Below are 15735 nucleotides of genomic sequence, written 5' to 3' on the forward strand. Positions count from 1 at the left end.
CCAGCGCGGTGCGGAGGAAGGTCAGGGATTGGGTGGGCGTGAGGGCGGTGTCGCGGAGCAGGTCGTAGGCGAGCCGCAGGGGTTCGACGTCTTCGGGTTCTTCGACGAGGTGGCCGCTCCAACTGCTTTGGGTGTAGGCGATGGTGTGGCCGTCCTGGAAGAAGATGAGTTCCAGGCAGCTGCGGATGTGGTGCGGGCGGGCGGTGCGGAGTTGTTCCTCGGCGTACTCCCGGGTCTGGAGCAGGTACGGCACCGCGCTGACGGCGTACTCCTGGACGCTCACCGCGTCCGCCTCCAAGGGTGCCAATCCGAGGAACGGGCGGTCCTTTGCTTCGCGTTTGGCCAGGTGCCACAGCTTCACCAGGAGGTCGCCGGTGCCGTACACCTCGTCCAGCGCCGTGGCTGCTTCCACGGTGCCGAGGCGCTGCCCCCGTTCCAGCCGGTGCAGGTAGGACTGTTCGTACATGCACTTGCCGCGAGTTCCATGAGCGTCAGCCCCGCCTGCTGCCGCCGGTAGGCCAGTTCACTGGCGTACAACTCCCGCGCCGACAACCACTCCCAGTCGATGCCCTCCGTCTGCTTGCCTCTGCTCATCGAGGTCGCCGGTCCTTCCTGGCACGGTGGGGACGTCATCCCGGGCTCCTTTCGAGTCGCGGGCGTTCGTACTCAGGCTCTCCGTGCATGGAGGAGGGCGACGGGGACGCTGCGTCCCACTTTCGGCACGCTAAGCGACGACGCCCAGGAGCTCCGCCAGCGGGCGCAGGCCGGGCGTGTGGTTGGGGAGGGACCACAGGTCGCGGACGATGGCGACAGCCAGGGTGTGGTGCTGCATCCACGTCGGCGCGACGCGGCGCAGCGACTCCAGGGTCTTGACGGCTCCGGGTGCGTCGCCGAGATCGGTGTGGGCGGCGGACGTGGCGGCGTTCATGGTCAGCGCGCCCCAGACCTTGAGCCCGTCGGCGGTGCTCGTGTGACCGGCGTCCTTCATCGCGTCGGCGGCGCGAAGGGCGACGCCCAGGGCGTCGGTGAGCCGGCCCTGCCGTTGGTACGTCCAGGCCACGGAGTTCACGATCATGGGCACGAGCAGCGGGTCCGCGGACCGCTCGGCCGCGTCGATCGCCCGCTCCAGGCCGGTCAGTGCCAGGTCCGTCTTCCCCATGCGTACGGCGACGTGCCCGCCGAGCCGAGTGCTTGCGCCGCTGCTCCAACTGCCGGATGACGTCCACCGACACGGCGGAACGCTCCGCCAGTTGCTCCTGCGTGAGATCGGCCAGCCGCCGCAAGCGCCGCAGCGTCCGTCCCAGGTCCTCGCTCGCCACACCCTCACGGTACGCCCGGGTATCCGCCCGACCGCTCCTCACCGGCCGTTGCCTCGCCACACCGCCCACCCACCACCGTCCGGTGGTCCGGGAAATGACGGCACCAGGTCCCCGGGCGGACCACTTACCGCTCCGGCGGAAACTCCCCCGAGCCCCGCTCGATCAACCGCACCGGCAACTCCGTCCGGCTGGCCCCGTCCGTCGCGATCCCGTCCAACCGCCTGAACAACTGCTGCGCGGCCACCCGCCCGATGCCGGGCGCGTCCTGTGCCACCACCGTGATCGCCGGGTCCAGCACATCCGCCAGCTCGAAATCGTCGAACCCGACCAGCGCGATCCGCTCCTGCCGCCCCGCGAGGACCCGCACCGCGGTGACCGTCACCCGGTTGTTCCCGGCGAACAGCGCCGTCACCGGCTCTGCCCCGTTCAGCATCGCGTCGAGCGCCGCCTCGACCCGCTCCGGCGTGGTCGGCCCCATCGCGTACCACTCGGGCCGCACCGTCAGCCCGGCCGCCGCCATCGCCTCGCGGTACCCCCGCAGCCGCTCACCCGCGGTGTGGATGCCGGGCTGGTCCCCGATGAACCCGATCCTGCGGTGGCCGTGCGCGATCAGATGCGCGACGCCCTCCCGCGTACCGCCCGCGTTGTCCGTGAGCACCACGTCCGCGTCGAGCCGCCCGGCCGGCCGGTCCACGAAGACCGTCGCGACCCCGGCCGCGATCTCCGGCAGGAGGTAGCGGTGGTCGTCCCCGGCCGGCACCACGACCAGCCCGTCCACCCGCCGCGCGCAGAACGCCAGGACGAGTTCCTGCTCCCTGCGCGGGTCCTCCGCACTCGACCCGGTGAACAGCAGCGCGCCGTGCGAGCGGGCCACGTCCTCCACCGCCCGGCTGAGCGCGGCGTAGAAGGGGTCCGCAAGGTCCTCCAGCACCAGGCCGACACTCGCCGTACGCCGGGTCCGCAGCAGTCGCGCGCTGTCGTTGCGCCGGAACCCCAGCGCGTCGATGGCGGACTGAACGCGGGCTGCGGTATCGGGTGTCACACCGGGTTCCTCGTTCACCACCCGTGACACCGTCTTGAGGCCGACGCCCGCCCGCGCGGCGACATCCTTCATCGTGGGCCGGGGTGTACGTCCTGGTGTTTGGGTCACGGTCGTAGTATTCCCTGCGGCAAGAGATGGACAACGTTGTCACGATCAGGCGAGACTACCCTCGTCCGCACCCTTGTCGATACGGCCCCTACAACCAGCGCAGTACGAACGTCCCGCGACCGAATATCCACGCTCCGCACACATCCGACCGTCACAGAACGCACACAGAACGCCCGACGGGACAGACCGCAGCACCGAATCGCCGACCGCCGACCGGCGCACGCCGACCACCGAGCAGCACGCACCACACCCGACAAGTCACGCACGACCGCACGACGCACGACCGCACGACGCACCACACACGACGCACCACGAAGCGCCCACCGCGGGCACCACGCACGCACAACGCACAAGGAGACGCCGCAGCGATGCACCCTGACAGCGCGACCGGTCCATTCGTGGCCGCACTGGACATCGGCGGCACCAAGATCGCCGGCGCCCTCATCGATTCCGAGGGGCGGTTGCTGGCGCGCGCGCTGCGCCCGACGCCTGGCGGCCAGGACGGCGAGCGGGTGATGCGCGCGGTCGACGAGGTACTCGCCGAACTGCGCGCCGCCCCGCACTGGCCCGGGGCCGTCGCGGTCGGCATCGGCAGCGCTGGTCCTGTGGACGCGGCGCAGGGCACCGTCAGCCCCGTCAACGTGCCCGGCTGGCGCGAGTTCCCGCTCGTACCGCGGGTCTCGGCGGCGGCCGGCGGCCTGCCCGTCGTCCTGACCGGTGACGGCGTCGCCATGACCGCGGCCGAGCACTGGCAGGGCGCGGCGCGCGGCTACGACAACGCGCTGTGCATGGTGGTGTCCACCGGCGTCGGCGGCGGGTTGGTGCTCGGCGGCGCCCTCCTGCCCGGGCCGACCGGCAACGCCGGGCACATCGGGCACATCAGCGTCGAACTCGACGGCGACCCGTGCCCGTGCGGGTCGCCCGGCTGCGTCGAACGGATCGCCAGTGGCCCCAACATCGCCCGGCGCGCGCTCGACGAGGGCTGGTGCCCGCCGGCCGGCGCGGAGCCGACCGCCGCGGCCGTCGCCGAGTCCGCTCGCCTTGGCGACCCGGTCGCCCTGGCGTCGTTCGACCGCGCCGCCCAGGCGCTCGCCGCCGCGATCGCGGCGACCGCCACGCTCGTCGAGATCCACGTCGCCGTGATAGGCGGCGGTGTCTCGGCGGCCGGGCCGCTCCTCTTCGACCCGCTGCGCGAGCACCTGTCCCGCTACGCCACGCTGTCCTTCGCGGCGGGTGTCGACGTGGTGCCCGCGAAGCTCGGTACCGACGCGGGTCTGGTCGGCGCCGCCGCGGCCGCCGCGCAGGCGCTACAGCTGTTCCCCACCACCGCGTAGGCTCCGTCCCGGACTTGACGGGAGGGGTGTCATGGACGGGCGTGAGGCGGTCGTCGCGGTACTGCTGCGGGCCGGACGGGTCCTGGTCATCCGACGGGGGCCCGGGGCCCGTATGCCCGGCTACTGGGCGCCGCCGAGCGGCACCCTCGAACCGGGCGAGAGCCAGCAGGACGCGCTCGTCCGCGAGATGCGCGAGGAGGTCGGCCTCACGGTCGCCCCGGCCGCGAAGGTCTGGGAGTCGCGGGCCGCGGACGGCGTGTTCCTGCTGCACTGGTGGACCGCCCGCGTCAGTGACGGCGAGGTCGTCCCCGACCCCCGCGAGGTCGCCGAGACCCGTTGGGTCACGCCGCCGGAGTACCTCGCCCTCACCCCGGTCTTCCCCGCCGACCGCGAGTTCTACACCCGCGTTCTCCCGTCCCTCCGCACACCCTGACCTGGGCGCGGCGAGCCCGACTCGGGCGTCGATCCCGGTGGGCCTGGATGCCTTGCCGGGCGCGTGGCGGCCGGCCGTCGAGGCGGGCTTCGCCGTCGGCGCGACGTGGCGCAGAACTGCGCAGTGGGTTCGGCCGGTTGGTGTCATGGGCGCCCCACTGCCCTTGCGGTGCAGGTCCATTGCGTCACTCGGTTCCCGAACTCGACCGCGCCCGGACCGAGTTCGAACGTCCCCTGGCGTTGTCTGGGCCGGTCGGCGACACGGGTGCCGTGCCGCCGTACCAACTCGCCTCCCGCCGTCCCGCCGTGCCGATTCGCCCCCGCCGTACCGCCATACCGCCGCACCGTCCGGTCGGCCCGGGGCGCTGGACCGTTCAGCCGCCGAGGGCGCCCAAGGGGTCGTCCAGGACCGGCTGCCACGCGAGTTCGGCGGCGCCTACGAGGCTGTTGTGGTTCAGCGCGCAGGCCAGCAGCGGCACGCTTCCGCTGCGTCCCCACAGGCTGCGGTCGGCGACGACGGCGCGCAGCCGGTCGGGGTCGGCGTCCAGCAGGTGGCGGTGCAGCCCGCCGAGCAGGATGCGGTCGGGGTTGAGCACGTTGACCAGTCCGGCCAGGCCGGTGCCGAGCCGGTCGATGAGGATGTGGGCGGCGCCGCGTACGGCCGGGTCGTCGTACTCCGTACGCAGCAGGTCGCGGGACTGCTCCAACAGCGAGATCTCCGGGCCCGCCGGGCGCCCGGCGGCTTCGATGAAGGCGAGCGGGTCGGCCTCGACGTCGAGGCAGCCGCGGGAGCCGCAGTGGCAGGGCCGGCCGTCGGGCCGGACGGTCAGGTGGCCGACTTCCAGGGCCAGGCCGGCGCTGCCGGTGTGCAGGCGGCCGTCGAGGACGAGGGCGCCGCCGACCCCGCGGTGACCGGAGGCGACCACCAGCAGGTGCTGGGCGTCGCGGCCGGCTCCGTGGCGGTGTTCGGCGAGCGCCGCCACGTTGACGTCGTTGCCGACGAAGCAGGGCACCGGACGGCCGCCCGGACCGGTGATGCCGGCCTTGGCCACCTGCTCGGTGAAGACCCGCAGCACGGGCGCGCCGGCCGGCCAGGCCAGGTGCAGCGGGTTGAGCGCGGCGCCCTCGGGCTCGGCGACCGCGGACGGCACCGCGAGCCCGGCGCCGACGCACTCCCGCCCGTGGGCGCGTAGCAGGTCCGCGCCGGCCGCGACCACCTCGCCGAGTACGTGCGCGGGGTCGGCCGGGACCGTCATGCAGCCGGGCGCGGTCGCCACCGTCTTGCCGCCGAGGCCGACCAGCGCGGCCCGGAAGCCGTCGGCGTGCACCTGCGCGGCGAGCGCGACCGGTCCTTCGGGGGCCACTTCCAGCCGGTGGGAGGGGCGGCCCTGCGCGCCGGAGGGCCCGGTCGGCCGGGTGTCGACCCTGATCAGGCCGAGCGCTTCGAGTTCGGCTGCCACCGCCCCGGCGGTCGCCCGGGTCACGCCCAGTTCCGCGGTGAGCAGGGCGCGGGTCGGCGCGCGGCCGGTGTGTACCAGGCCGAGCGCTGGACCGAGCGCGCCTCGGCCGCGCTCAAGCCTTGTCCGAATCTGTGTCACCACTCTATTCTCACTTTGTGCCGACGCTGAACAAAATAGGGACGGCGCTGTCCCGATCCCACCACACATTCGCCGCCGACCCGGACCTCCGCGCGCTGCGCGTCGCGTTGACGGTCTTCTTCGCGGTGGACGGGTTCCTGTTCGCCGGGTGGGTGGTGCGCATCCCCGCCATCAAGGCCCAGGTCGGCGCGTCCGCCGGGCAGTTGGGGCTGGCGCTGCTGGGTGTGTCGGTCGGGGCGATCGCCACGATGATGCTCACCGGGCGGCTGTGCCGGGCGTTCGGCAACGAGCGGGTGACCGTCGTGATCGCGGCCATGCTGGCGGTCAGCGTGGCCCTGCCGCCGCGTACCCATTCCGCCCTCGCCCTCGGCCTGGTGCTGCTGTTCTTCGGCATGTCCTACGGCGGTCTCAACGTCGCGATGAACAGTGTCGCCGTCGACCTGGTCGCCGCGCTGCGCCGCCCGGTGATGTCCGGTTTCCATGCCGCCTACAGCATGGGCGGCCTGCTCGGCGCGGGTATCGGCGGCCTGTTGGCGTCACACCTGTCGCCTGCCACCCATCTGATGCTGCTCACCCCGATCGGCCTGTTGACGGTGCTGTTCGCGGGGCGGGTGCTGCTGGCCCACCCGCTCAGCCATGGGCGCGTACGCGTTCCCGCCGCGCGCGAGCCGGCCGGGGCGGGGGCTGAGGCCGGGGCCGACCCGGAGCGTACGACGCCGGCGCCGGACGGGAAAACGCCGGGCGGGCGGACACCCGCGGAGAAGGCGCCGGTCCCGTCGAAGCGGGGCCCCGCCGGTCACCGGACGGCCCTGCTGGTCGCCGTGTTCGGCCTGATCGCGGGCTGTTCGGCGTACGGCGAGGGCGCGCTCGCCGAGTGGGGCGCGCTGCACATCCAGCAGGACCTGCACAACGGGCCCGGGATCGCGGCGGCCGGCTACGCGTGCGTCACCTCGGCGATGACCATCGGGCGGCTGACCGGCGCGGCGCTGATCACCCGCCTCGGGCAGAGCCGCGCGCTGGTGCTCGGCGGGCTGACCGCGTGCGGCGGGATGCTGCTGGGCGCGCTCGCGCCGTACACCGCGCTGGTGATGATCGGCTTCGCGCTGACCGGCCTCGGCCTGGCGAACCTCTTCCCGACCGCCATCGCGCGCGCCGGCGCGTTGACCGGCCCCACCGGTGTGGCCGCCGCCTCCACCGTCGGCTACGGCGGGATGCTGCTCGGCCCGCCCGCGATCGGCTTCCTCACCGACGCGGTCGGCCTGCCCACCGCGCTGACCACGGTCTCCGCGCTCGCCGCCGTCGCCGCGGTGATCGCCTGGTCGGTACGGCACACTTCCCCGCCCCGGTCGGTTTGACGTACATCACAGGCGCTCGAACGGTGTCGAGGCGGCATGCTGGTGGGCGCGCTCGGGCCTATGACCGCCGGTAACCCGCGAACGTCGCGTGGCGTGCGGCCGTTGCCGCCCGCACGTGCCCCGATGTGCCCCCGCGCGGGGCACCGTACGCAACGCAGGAGGAGCCGATGCAGATGCCGCCCTGGGCCGGCCGCACCACCCGTGCCGTGGCCGGTGAGCGGGCCGCGCGGATCTATCTGGTCGTGGTCGCGGTGTGCCTGCTGCTGGTGCTGCTGCAGACCGTGGTCGCGGGCGGTCCGGTGGTGTCGTTCAGCGGGGTGCTGCTCGAACTGGCGACGCTGCCGTGGACGCCGGCGCTGTGGCGGCTGTTCGCGGCCGTCGGCGGGTTGGACGTGCAGTCGGCGGCGAACGGCTGGACCGGCTGGGCGCTGACCGTGGTCGCCGCGGTGGTCTCCGCGGGCCTGGACGCCACGCTGATCGGTTACGCGGTGCGCGCCGCCCGGCGCCGTGTCGCCGCCCGTTGACGGGCTCCGGTGACCCGGCACAATTCCCCTATGGAGACTGCCGAGTTCATCGAGACGCTGCGCCGCGAGGGACCCCTGCTGGCCGACGCCGCGCAGCGCGCGGGGCTGGACGCGCCCGTGCCCACCTGTCCGAAGTGGCGGGTCCGCGACCTGCTGCGGCACACCGGGTCGGTACACCGCTGGGCGGCAGGGTTCGTCGCCGAGGGGCGTACCGAGTACACCAGGCGCGACGACACGGCACCGAGCGGCACGGGGAGTGACGGCACCGGGTCCGACGGCGGTGAACTCGTCGAGTGGTACCGGCTCTCGCACGCCCGGCTCGTGGAGGTGCTGGAGGACGCCCCGGCGGACCTGGTGTGCTGGACCTTCATGCCGGCGCCCTCGCCGCTGGAGTTCTGGGTCCGCCGTCAAGCGCACGAGACGACCGTCCACCGTGTCGACGCGGAGGCAGCCGCCGGCCTGGCCCCGTCCGCGGTGGACCCCGCCTTCGCCGCGGACGGCGTGGACGAACTCCTGCTCCGCTTCGAGGGCAAGGGCCGCGAACGGGCGCGCAGCCCGCAGCCGCGCACGCTGCGGGTGCGTACCGAGGACGTGGCGGGGGACAGCGGCTGGACGCTGCACTTCACGCCGGACCCGCCACGCTGCGAGCGGGGCGGCGCGGACGGCCGCGCCGACTGCGAAGTGAGCGCACCGGCCGCCGAGTTGTACCTGGCGCTCTGGAACCGGCTGCCCCACGACCGCTTGTCGCTGCGCGGCGACCGCGACGTGATGGACCTGTGGCGGGCGTCCGGCGCCGCGTCCTGACGAGCGCGTGACCCTGTGGCGCCCTCACAACGTGGGTGCCTCAGGGCACCGTAACCGCCGAGGACTCGGGCGATGGCCGGGTGCGCGAGGAAGGTATCGGCATCGCGCTGAACGGCTGTCCAGCGGACGCAAGCTACGGCTGATTCGGGTAGGGGAGTACGCGTGACATGGCGCGGGTTCCGGTACCCGGCCGTGCTCGCCCTGGAAGCCCCCGTTTCCAGCGCCCTGGGCGCCAGGCGGACCAGCGTCGTCTACGCGCGCGTCGTGGACAGGCCGAACGGGTAGGAGGGCGCACTCCTTCGGCAGGCCCTAGGTCTTTTCGATCACTCGCCGCGGCTCCACGCGTCGACCGTTGCAGCGGCCCAAGACCCGACGCGTTCCGTGAACTTTGCGGAGGGGAAAGTTCCGTCGACGGCGACGTCTTCGATCGTGACGGCGAAACGAGATGGCGGCGTGTCCCGGTGCGGCAGCGCCCCGTCCAGCGCGTTTCGAGAAGGCCGGCCCTTCACACAATGGGAGTTGCCACGACGAGCTTGGCCAACGAGCTGGTTCACTTCGTCGAGGCCGACGTCGATGTATGCGCGCAGGAGCGCCCAAGCCATCGCACCGTCGTCGGCGGGTAGCCGGCTGGGGTGTTGGAGCAGGAAGCAAGCGACGGAGACGCCGTGCAGCGGTCCCCACGGTGCCCGCCGCGAATGGTCCAATGCGAGCAAGGCGTGGAATAGCTCCTCACAGGACCGCGGGTTCATCGGCGCACCGCACTCCGTGCAGGGCTCCATGCCTTCTCCTTCGTTCGCAAGCGAGGCTGGGCACCGTTCATTGTTCTGGCGATCACGCCAAACCATCGAGGCTTCGCGGCTGGAAACAATCCACGTCGTGAGTACGTGCTCTCTGTCGGCACCGTGACCGTCAACGGTTCGTTCATGGAGCTTCGTCGGCTGGTCCTCCATGGAGCCCGCCGTCAGCCCGGTCGAACCGGTCATTCCGGGTTGCGGCCGACGGCCAGGAGGTGGGAGCTGGCGGCGAGGAGTTCGGGGTAGGGCTCGGCCAGGCGGGCGGCGGTCAGGGCGGATCGGAAGAGTTCCTCGCTCGGCGGGGCGCCCGTACTCTGCTCGACGGCCTTGAGCAGCGACCAGGTGGGGCCCTCGATGCCGAACACCTCGACCTCCCGGAGCCCCGCGGCCCTCACTTCCTCGGCGAGCTCTTCCGCCCGGTGGAAGTAGGAGACGGTGAAGCCGCGCCGACCGTCGTAGGTGGCGGTGGCGAGGATGTCCGTGATCGAGTCCCGCAGGCGTTCGTGGTGCAGGTGCGCCAGGGCGGTGTGTTCGAAGACGGACGAGTAGCGGTTGATCGCCGCCGCTGCCACGAGGCCCCCGGGCCGGGCCACGCGGGCGGCCTCGCGCAGCGCTCGCAGGCGGTCCTCGCGCTCGGGCAGGTGGTACAGCGGACCGAGCAGCGCCACGACGTCGTACGAGGAGTCCTGCGCGTCGAGGCCGCGGGCGTCCCCGAGTTCCGCCGGGCAGATGTCGCGTGCCTGCTCCACGTGGCGTGCGACCGGGTCGACGAGCCGCACCTCGTATCCGTCCGCTACCAGCCAGCGGGCGTGGACGCCGGTCCCGCCACCGACATCCAGCACGCGTGCGGGTGCCTCCGGCAGGAAGCGCCGCAACAACTCCTGCGTGCGCAGCAGTTCCAGTCTTCCGTCAGCCGAAGATGTCAATCGGCTCCCTTCGTCGAAGAGGCTGGTGTAGAAGGTGGTGACCTCGGGTGCCAGTTCGGGGGACGCCATCCCGCCAGTATCCTCTGCACCGGTGGACCAGTCCAGATGACGACCCTACGAGGAGCCATGGCGCTGCTGAAGTACGAAGAGATCGCTGAGTCCCTGCGGGTGCGGATGGCGAGCGGCGAGTTCCCGCCCGGCGCGATGCTCCCGTCAGGCCGGGACCTCGCCGAGCAGTGGCAGGTCTCACGAGCCACCGTGGTCAAAGCCATGGACGTGCTGCGCAACGACGGCGTGGTCGAAGCCCGGCAGGGCTCCGGCTTCATGGTGACCGAGACGGTGATCGGGCGCCCGGCCGGCAACCGGAAGTCGGGGAATGCGCGGGTGGCCGGCGGCATGCCCTTCACTCGGGTCGGTGATCCCGTCCGCGCCGCCCCGTCCGCCCGAATCGCCAACGCACTGAACCTGGCCGAGGGAGCGGTGGCGCTCCGCCGCTCCCGGCTGATGCGACTGCCGGACGGAACTCCGTACAGCTACGTCGAAGCCTGGTTCCCGCCTGACATCGCCGACCGGGCGCCTCGCCTGGAGCAGCACGCGCCCATTGCAGAAGGGACCACGAGGTACATCAGGCGGCAGACCGGCCGTTATCCGGTTGAGGGCACCGACGTGACGACGGTCCGCCTCGTCACTGATGACGAGGCGCGCCACCTCCAACTCGACCCGCCGGCCGCCGTGGCCGTCACCCTCCACATCGCGTACGACCACGACGGTCGCCCCCTGGTCTGCGAGGAAGGCGTCACGCCCGGAACGCTTTGGGAGCGGATGGACACCTACCCGATGTAGAGCGCGCACTCGGCCCGCATCGTGCACGCTGCTCCGTTCCGTAGCCCGGCTCTCCCTCGTCCGCCGGCGCCGAACGAACCTCTCCACCAACGCACTTGAATCACTAGAGCCGAGTTTGAGTTAGGACTTGACTGGACCGGTCCACCGGTCCAGTCTATCTCCGTGACGAGACGTCACCCAGCGTTCGCGGACCGCCGTGCTCCCTGCTTCGGCTTCATCGGTGAAAAGGACAGGACGGACATGACTGGTCGCACTTCTCCACATGTGGCGCCGCCACAAGTGGGCGTCCCGAAAACCGTGTTCGGGGCTTGGTGCCTTGGCGCTTCATCGACGCCCCTGGTGCAACCGGAGGTGGCGGAGATAGTGGCAGCGAGACGGGTGGTGGTGCAGGCGGTACGCGGGTGGGGTGTGCTACTGGCGCCGGAGCGGTTCGGGGACCTGGAGCTGTTGGCCGACACCGTTTTTCGCCAGAGGCCCGGTTTCCCTCGCACGGTCCAGCCGAACCGGGCCACTTCTGCAGGAGCGAAGCGATGAGTACGACCGCGGACGGGTGGATCGCGGCCGGTGCGGCGAAGGCAGATCGCCGTGCACGGCACGCCCCGGACCCGCGGGCGGACTTGGTGCCGTTCGTGGCGCGCTGGAGCGGGGAGCGGGACGGGGCCATGCCGATCGCCATGCGGCGCGACGGGCGTGGGATCAGGTATGCGGACGAGCGGTCCTTCGACCGGGACGAGCGGGGCGTGCTGTGGACCCGGACGCCGTCACAACCCGGCTTGGGCACACCGAAGTTCGGGGCGGTTCACGGCCTGCGGCAACGCCTGTGCATGGCCGGGCTGCGCTGCCAGATCTGCGGCGGACCCGCCGACCGTACGGCCGCCGGCGTGCTGTGGCTCATCGACGCCCGCCCCGACCAACTCCTCCTCGGTGAGGAGGACACCGCGCACCCGCCGGTCTGCCGTCCTTGCGCCCATCGATCCGTCCGCGCCTGCCCTCACTTGCGCGGCCGATTCGCCGCAGTCCGGGTCCACTCCTTCGCCCCCAGCGGTGTCAACGGCGTCCTCTACGCCCCCACGCCCGACGGCCCGAAGGTCGCCGAGGACGCGCCGATCGCCTTCGGCGACCCCCGCATGCCTTGGGTCCGCGCCTACCAACTGATCATGCGGCTGGCGGACTTCACCGTCATCGACCTCAACGACCCGGCCGCCTGACTCCGCCGAGCCTCATTGGACTTCCGTAGACAAGGAACGCCACGTGCCCATCACCCCAGCGGCCGACAATCGTACGTTCGCCGCCACCACCGACCAACCGTCCCTCGCGTCGTCCGCAAGCGGCCGCACCTGGACCATCACCACCGACACCGGATTCAGCATCAGCGGCCACCTCCCGCCGTGGGCCACCGACGACCCCAGCGAGCACCAACTCCCCGTCGACCGGCTCGGCATCGCGCTCAGCGACATCAACCACCACCAGGACGTCTGCGGCCACGCCTTGCCCCTGCGTACACCCGACGGCTCCGACGAGCCGGGCCACGACACCGACCCGGTGCCGGTCTTCAGCGGCAGCATCGACTGCGACCCCTACGCCACCGAACCCGAACTACGCATCCCCGTCTTCAACTTCCGCCTCGTCGACGACTACCGCATGGAAGCCCTCGGACCGGAAGGCATCACCGAACTGGCCGCGGCATTCCGGGCTCACGCCGAGGTGCTGGACACCCACGTACGACACGCACTCATCGAAGCGCGCGGCGACTGGGCCCGCCACGACACCAACCGACCCGCGTAAGCGCAGCTCAAGGGTCCCTCCGCCGGAGGGAAGCGGCGCTCGCCGAAGTGCGAGGGGCCGCGGCGTCGGCCGGCGCCCAGCCGCCCCGCCGGCTCAGGACTTGACGAGCATCCGCTCCAGCACCGCGCGGTGGCACGGGCGGGCCTGCTCGTAGCGGCTGCGGCCGGCCTCGGTGATGGCGACCCGCACCCCGCGCCGGTCCTCGCTGCAGATGCCGCGGTCGACCAGGCCCTCCTTCTCCAGGCGGGCCACCAGCCGGGACAGCGCGCTCTGGCTGAGGTGGACGCGGTCGGCGAGCTCCTGCACGCGGAAGGTGCAGCCGTCCTCCGCGTCGTCGCCGATCAGGACGTCCAGCACCTCGAAGTCGCTGGCGCCGAGTCCGTACTGATGCAGCTCGCGGTCGATCTCGCAAGCAGTACGGGCGTGAACGGCCAGGATGTCCCGCCATTCCTGCACGAGCGCGCGCTCACCCTTGTCGCCGGTCATGACGCCACGCTAGCAGAAAACGGACCACTATGCACGGGCCTTAAATGCGCTTGCACTTGATGCGCGTGCATGTACTCTGTTCCGCATGACCTCTCCGTCAGTCCCGTCCCCTACCGTCCCCCGCTCCGACGAGCGATGGAGCACCCTCCAGTGGGGCACCCTCCTCGTGCTGTGCGCCGCGCTCTTCCTCGACGCCCTCGACGTCTCGATGGTCGGCGTGGCGCTGCCCTCGATCGGCGGCGACCTGCACCTGTCCACGTCCTCGCTGCAATGGGTCGTCAGCGGCTACATCCTCGGCTACGGCGGCCTGCTGCTCCTCGGCGGCCGCGCGGCCGACCTGCTCGGCCGGCGCCGCGTCTTCCTGATCGCACTCGGGGTCTTCGCGGTGGCCTCGCTCCTCGGCGGCCTGGTCGACTCCGGCGAACTGCTGATCGCCACCCGGTTCATCAAGGGCCTCAGTGCCGCCTTCACCGCGCCCGCGGGCCTGTCCATCATCACCACGACCTTCGCCGAGGGCCCGGTCCGCAACAAGGCGCTGACCATCTACTCCAGCTGCGGCGCCACCGGCTTCTCCATGGGCCTGGTGCTCTCCGGCTTCCTCACCGAGGCCGGCTGGCGCTGGACGATGCTGCTGCCCGCGCCCGTCGCGGTGGTCGCCCTCATCGCCGGGCTGAAGCTGATCCCGAAGATGCCGCGTGAGAAGGCCGACGGCCGGGGCTTCGACCTGCCGGGCGCGATCACCGGCGCCGGCGCGATGCTGCTGCTGGTGTTCACCGTGGTCTCGGCGTCGTCCGTCGGATGGGCCTCGGCCCGCACGCTCGGCTCCTTCGCCGCCGTCGCGGTCCTGCTGGCCGCCTTCACCGCCATCGAGCAGCGCTCGTCCCACCCGCTGGTCCGGCTCGGGGTGCTCCGCGACTCCGGCCAGGTCCGCGCCAACCTCGGCGCCGCCACCTTCTTCGGGTCCTACGTCGCCTTCCAGTTCCTGGTCACGCAGTACTTCCAGAACGTCCTCGGCTACAGCGCCATGCACACCGCGCTCGCCTTCCTGCCCGCGGGCGCGCTCGTCGCGATCCTGTCCACCCGGATGGGGCCGGTCGTCGACCGCTTCGGCACCCCGCGCGTGATCGCGGCCGGCTTCACCTCGCTGGTCGTCGGCTACGTCCTCTTCCTGCGGATCGGCCTGCACCCCAACTACGCGACCGTCATCCTGCCCTCGATGCTGCTGCTCGGCGCCGCCTTCGCCGCCGCCTTCCCGTCGCTGAACATCCAGGCCACCAACGGCGTGCGTGACGAGGAGCAGGGCATGGTCTCCGGGCTGCTGAACACGTCCTTCCAGGTCGGCGGCGCGATCTTCCTCGCCGTCGTCACGGCCGTGGTCACCTCCAGCGCCGGCGGCCACGCCGCGAGCCCGCAGGCCACCCTCGACAGCTACCGGCCCGGCCTGTGGGTCGTCACCGGGGTCGGCTTCGCCGGCCTGCTGCTCACCCTCTCGGGGCTGCGCCGCCGCCGTCCCTCCTACGGCATCCTCGTCGCCTCCTCGGACACGGAGGCGACGCGTACGGCCGGTACCGCCATCGACGGTACGGACGGCGCCAACGGCATCGAGCAGGACGTCCGCGACGGCCGCGTGGCCGCGCGCGACTGAGCCACACCGTCCCGGCCGCCCCGACGACCGACCGGCCCCGCGCGAGGAGGGAACGTGCGGGGCCGGTCCGCGTGTTCGGCCCCGCTGCCGGGCACCATCGCGTCAATTGCCGTACATTCCGGGCGGGTACGGGGGAACGTGGCTGTACCGTACGGCGTCCAGTGCCATGGCCGGAACGGCCCGCACGGTTCGGCGGGCCGTTCCGGTCACGGCAGCAGGGGGCCATGACGCGGCGGACGCGAGTGCTGGAGGCGGTGGACATGAGCGGGACGGGCACGGGCGGCCGGGGCGTGACGGGGCGCCGTACCCAGGCGGAACGCGACGCGGCCTCCGTCGAGGCGATGTACGCGGTGGTCACCGCCGCGGCGCTCGGCGTGGCCGGCTTCCTCGTCGTGACCACCCCGGTGATGGCGGGCGCGGTACACGGCTCGGCCCGCGACGACTGCGTCAGCGCCGCGGTGCTCGTGGCGGCCGGGCTGTTCTTCGGCCGGATCGTGCTGACCCTGCACCGCTTCGAACGCCGCGCCCGGCTGCGGCGGCAGGACCCGTCGTACCCCTGGGACGAGCCGCGCATCCCGGACGGATACGGATGCGGATACGCATACGGGTACGCCGGTTGGGCGGGCGGCGATGGTACGGACGCGGGCGCGGCGCCGTTGGCGCCGACGGTGACGCCGCACCGGCCGCGGCGGGTGGTGCGGTGGGCCACGAGCAGCGGTGCCGGCGCGGGCAGCACGGGC

At 72.3% G+C, this 15735-nt stretch carries 17 protein-coding genes; 10 read left to right on the top strand and 7 right to left on the bottom strand.

Annotated features, from left to right (window positions below; genetic code table 11):
• From AC13HU_RS13750 to AC13HU_RS13760, 3 genes are all read right to left on the bottom strand, one after another.
• Window positions 1-466: Scr1 family TA system antitoxin-like transcriptional regulator (locus AC13HU_RS13750; protein WP_483042118.1), on the bottom strand; the 466-nt coding region annotated here is incomplete at its 3' end.
• A 258-nt stretch (window positions 467-724) separates the two neighbouring features.
• Window positions 725-1159: a hypothetical protein gene (locus AC13HU_RS13755; protein WP_483042119.1), complete on the bottom strand. Its 435-nt coding sequence runs from the start codon at window positions 1157-1159 to the stop codon at window positions 725-727.
• Window positions 1160-1443: 284 nt separating this feature from the next.
• Window positions 1444-2433: a LacI family DNA-binding transcriptional regulator gene (locus AC13HU_RS13760; protein ID WP_483042120.1), complete on the bottom strand. Its 990-nt coding sequence runs from the start codon at window positions 2431-2433 to the stop codon at window positions 1444-1446.
• 404 nt (window positions 2434-2837) lie between these two features.
• Here AC13HU_RS13760 and AC13HU_RS13765 point away from each other — a divergent pair, with 404 nt between their 5' ends.
• Window positions 2838-3803 (top strand): ROK family protein, encoded by a 966-nt coding sequence (locus AC13HU_RS13765; protein ID WP_483042121.1) that lies wholly within the window; start codon window positions 2838-2840, stop codon window positions 3801-3803.
• 31 nt (window positions 3804-3834) lie between these two features.
• On the top strand, window positions 3835-4236 hold the full coding sequence (locus AC13HU_RS13770; protein ID WP_483042122.1) for an NUDIX domain-containing protein: 402 nt from the start codon (window positions 3835-3837) through the stop codon (window positions 4234-4236).
• A gap of 373 nt (window positions 4237-4609) precedes the next feature.
• On the opposite strand, the gene AC13HU_RS13775 is transcribed toward AC13HU_RS13770, so the two are convergent.
• A complete protein-coding gene (locus AC13HU_RS13775) occupies window positions 4610-5833 on the bottom strand; it encodes an ROK family protein (protein ID WP_483042123.1) in 1224 nt (407 codons plus the stop codon).
• Between the two features lie 17 nt (window positions 5834-5850).
• On the opposite strand from AC13HU_RS13775, the gene AC13HU_RS13780 reads away from it, so the two are divergent.
• The 3 genes from AC13HU_RS13780 to AC13HU_RS13790 all read left to right on the top strand — a co-directional run bounded on the left by AC13HU_RS13780 (window position 5851) and on the right by AC13HU_RS13790 (window position 8516).
• Window positions 5851-7188 (top strand): MFS transporter, encoded by a 1338-nt coding sequence (locus AC13HU_RS13780; RefSeq protein ID WP_483042124.1) that lies wholly within the window; start codon window positions 5851-5853, stop codon window positions 7186-7188.
• A gap of 167 nt (window positions 7189-7355) precedes the next feature.
• On the top strand, window positions 7356-7712 hold the full coding sequence (locus AC13HU_RS13785; protein WP_483042125.1) for an SCO4225 family membrane protein: 357 nt from the start codon (window positions 7356-7358) through the stop codon (window positions 7710-7712).
• 30 nt (window positions 7713-7742) lie between these two features.
• Window positions 7743-8516 carry a maleylpyruvate isomerase family mycothiol-dependent enzyme gene (locus AC13HU_RS13790; protein ID WP_483042126.1) on the top strand — a complete coding sequence of 258 codons (774 nt, stop codon included), beginning with the start codon at window positions 7743-7745 and terminating at the stop codon, window positions 8514-8516.
• A 323-nt stretch (window positions 8517-8839) separates the two neighbouring features.
• Here AC13HU_RS13790 and AC13HU_RS13795 read toward each other — a convergent pair whose 3' ends face one another.
• Both AC13HU_RS13795 and AC13HU_RS13800 read right to left on the bottom strand, forming a co-directional pair.
• Entirely contained in the window at window positions 8840-9499 is a 660-nt protein-coding gene (locus AC13HU_RS13795) for a DUF5946 family protein (protein WP_483042127.1), read from the bottom strand.
• A complete protein-coding gene (locus AC13HU_RS13800; RefSeq protein WP_483042128.1) occupies window positions 9496-10305 on the bottom strand; it encodes a class I SAM-dependent methyltransferase in 810 nt (269 codons plus the stop codon). Before AC13HU_RS13800 ends, AC13HU_RS13795 begins: the two co-directional genes overlap by 4 nt.
• A gap of 57 nt (window positions 10306-10362) precedes the next feature.
• Here AC13HU_RS13800 and AC13HU_RS13805 point away from each other — a divergent pair, with 57 nt between their 5' ends.
• The 3 genes from AC13HU_RS13805 to AC13HU_RS13815 all read left to right on the top strand — a co-directional run bounded on the left by AC13HU_RS13805 (window position 10363) and on the right by AC13HU_RS13815 (window position 12864).
• Complete coding sequence (locus AC13HU_RS13805; RefSeq protein WP_483042129.1) at window positions 10363-11079, top strand: GntR family transcriptional regulator; 717 nt, start codon at window positions 10363-10365, stop codon at window positions 11077-11079.
• Between the two features lie 530 nt (window positions 11080-11609).
• Window positions 11610-12287: a hypothetical protein gene (locus AC13HU_RS13810; protein WP_483042130.1), complete on the top strand. Its 678-nt coding sequence runs from the start codon at window positions 11610-11612 to the stop codon at window positions 12285-12287.
• 43 nt (window positions 12288-12330) lie between these two features.
• Complete coding sequence (locus tag AC13HU_RS13815; RefSeq protein ID WP_483042131.1) at window positions 12331-12864, top strand: DUF6907 domain-containing protein; 534 nt, start codon at window positions 12331-12333, stop codon at window positions 12862-12864.
• A 93-nt stretch (window positions 12865-12957) separates the two neighbouring features.
• Here AC13HU_RS13815 and AC13HU_RS13820 read toward each other — a convergent pair whose 3' ends face one another.
• Window positions 12958-13350, bottom strand: coding sequence for a MarR family winged helix-turn-helix transcriptional regulator (locus tag AC13HU_RS13820; RefSeq protein ID WP_483042132.1), 393 nt, complete (start codon window positions 13348-13350; stop codon window positions 12958-12960).
• Window positions 13351-13435: 85 nt separating this feature from the next.
• On the opposite strand from AC13HU_RS13820, the gene AC13HU_RS13825 reads away from it, so the two are divergent.
• On the top strand, window positions 13436-14995 hold the full coding sequence (locus tag AC13HU_RS13825) for an MFS transporter (RefSeq protein ID WP_483042133.1): 1560 nt from the start codon (window positions 13436-13438) through the stop codon (window positions 14993-14995).
• Window positions 14996-15219: 224 nt separating this feature from the next.
• On the top strand, window positions 15220-15735 hold a 516-nt coding region (locus AC13HU_RS13830; RefSeq protein WP_483042134.1), incomplete at its 3' end, for a DUF6332 family protein.

Source organism: Streptomyces sp. NH27 (genome assembly GCF_056859195.1).

Coding starts and splice junctions, on each gene's coding strand:
- AC13HU_RS13800 (WP_483042128.1), bottom strand. CDS start 10,305: ATGGCGTCCCCCGAACTGGCACCCGAGGTCACCACCTTCTACACCAGC.
- AC13HU_RS13810 (WP_483042130.1), top strand. CDS start 11,610: ATGAGTACGACCGCGGACGGGTGGATCGCGGCCGGTGCGGCGAAGGCA.
- AC13HU_RS13825 (WP_483042133.1), top strand. CDS start 13,436: ATGACCTCTCCGTCAGTCCCGTCCCCTACCGTCCCCCGCTCCGACGAG.
- AC13HU_RS13820 (WP_483042132.1), bottom strand. CDS start 13,350: ATGACCGGCGACAAGGGTGAGCGCGCGCTCGTGCAGGAATGGCGGGAC.
- AC13HU_RS13770 (WP_483042122.1), top strand. CDS start 3,835: ATGGACGGGCGTGAGGCGGTCGTCGCGGTACTGCTGCGGGCCGGACGG.
- AC13HU_RS13760 (WP_483042120.1), bottom strand. CDS start 2,433: ATGAAGGATGTCGCCGCGCGGGCGGGCGTCGGCCTCAAGACGGTGTCA.
- AC13HU_RS13755 (WP_483042119.1), bottom strand. CDS start 1,159: ATGGGGAAGACGGACCTGGCACTGACCGGCCTGGAGCGGGCGATCGAC.
- AC13HU_RS13765 (WP_483042121.1), top strand. CDS start 2,838: ATGCACCCTGACAGCGCGACCGGTCCATTCGTGGCCGCACTGGACATC.
- AC13HU_RS13785 (WP_483042125.1), top strand. CDS start 7,356: ATGCAGATGCCGCCCTGGGCCGGCCGCACCACCCGTGCCGTGGCCGGT.
- AC13HU_RS13795 (WP_483042127.1), bottom strand. CDS start 9,499: ATGACCGGTTCGACCGGGCTGACGGCGGGCTCCATGGAGGACCAGCCG.
- AC13HU_RS13805 (WP_483042129.1), top strand. CDS start 10,363: ATGGCGCTGCTGAAGTACGAAGAGATCGCTGAGTCCCTGCGGGTGCGG.
- AC13HU_RS13790 (WP_483042126.1), top strand. CDS start 7,743: ATGGAGACTGCCGAGTTCATCGAGACGCTGCGCCGCGAGGGACCCCTG.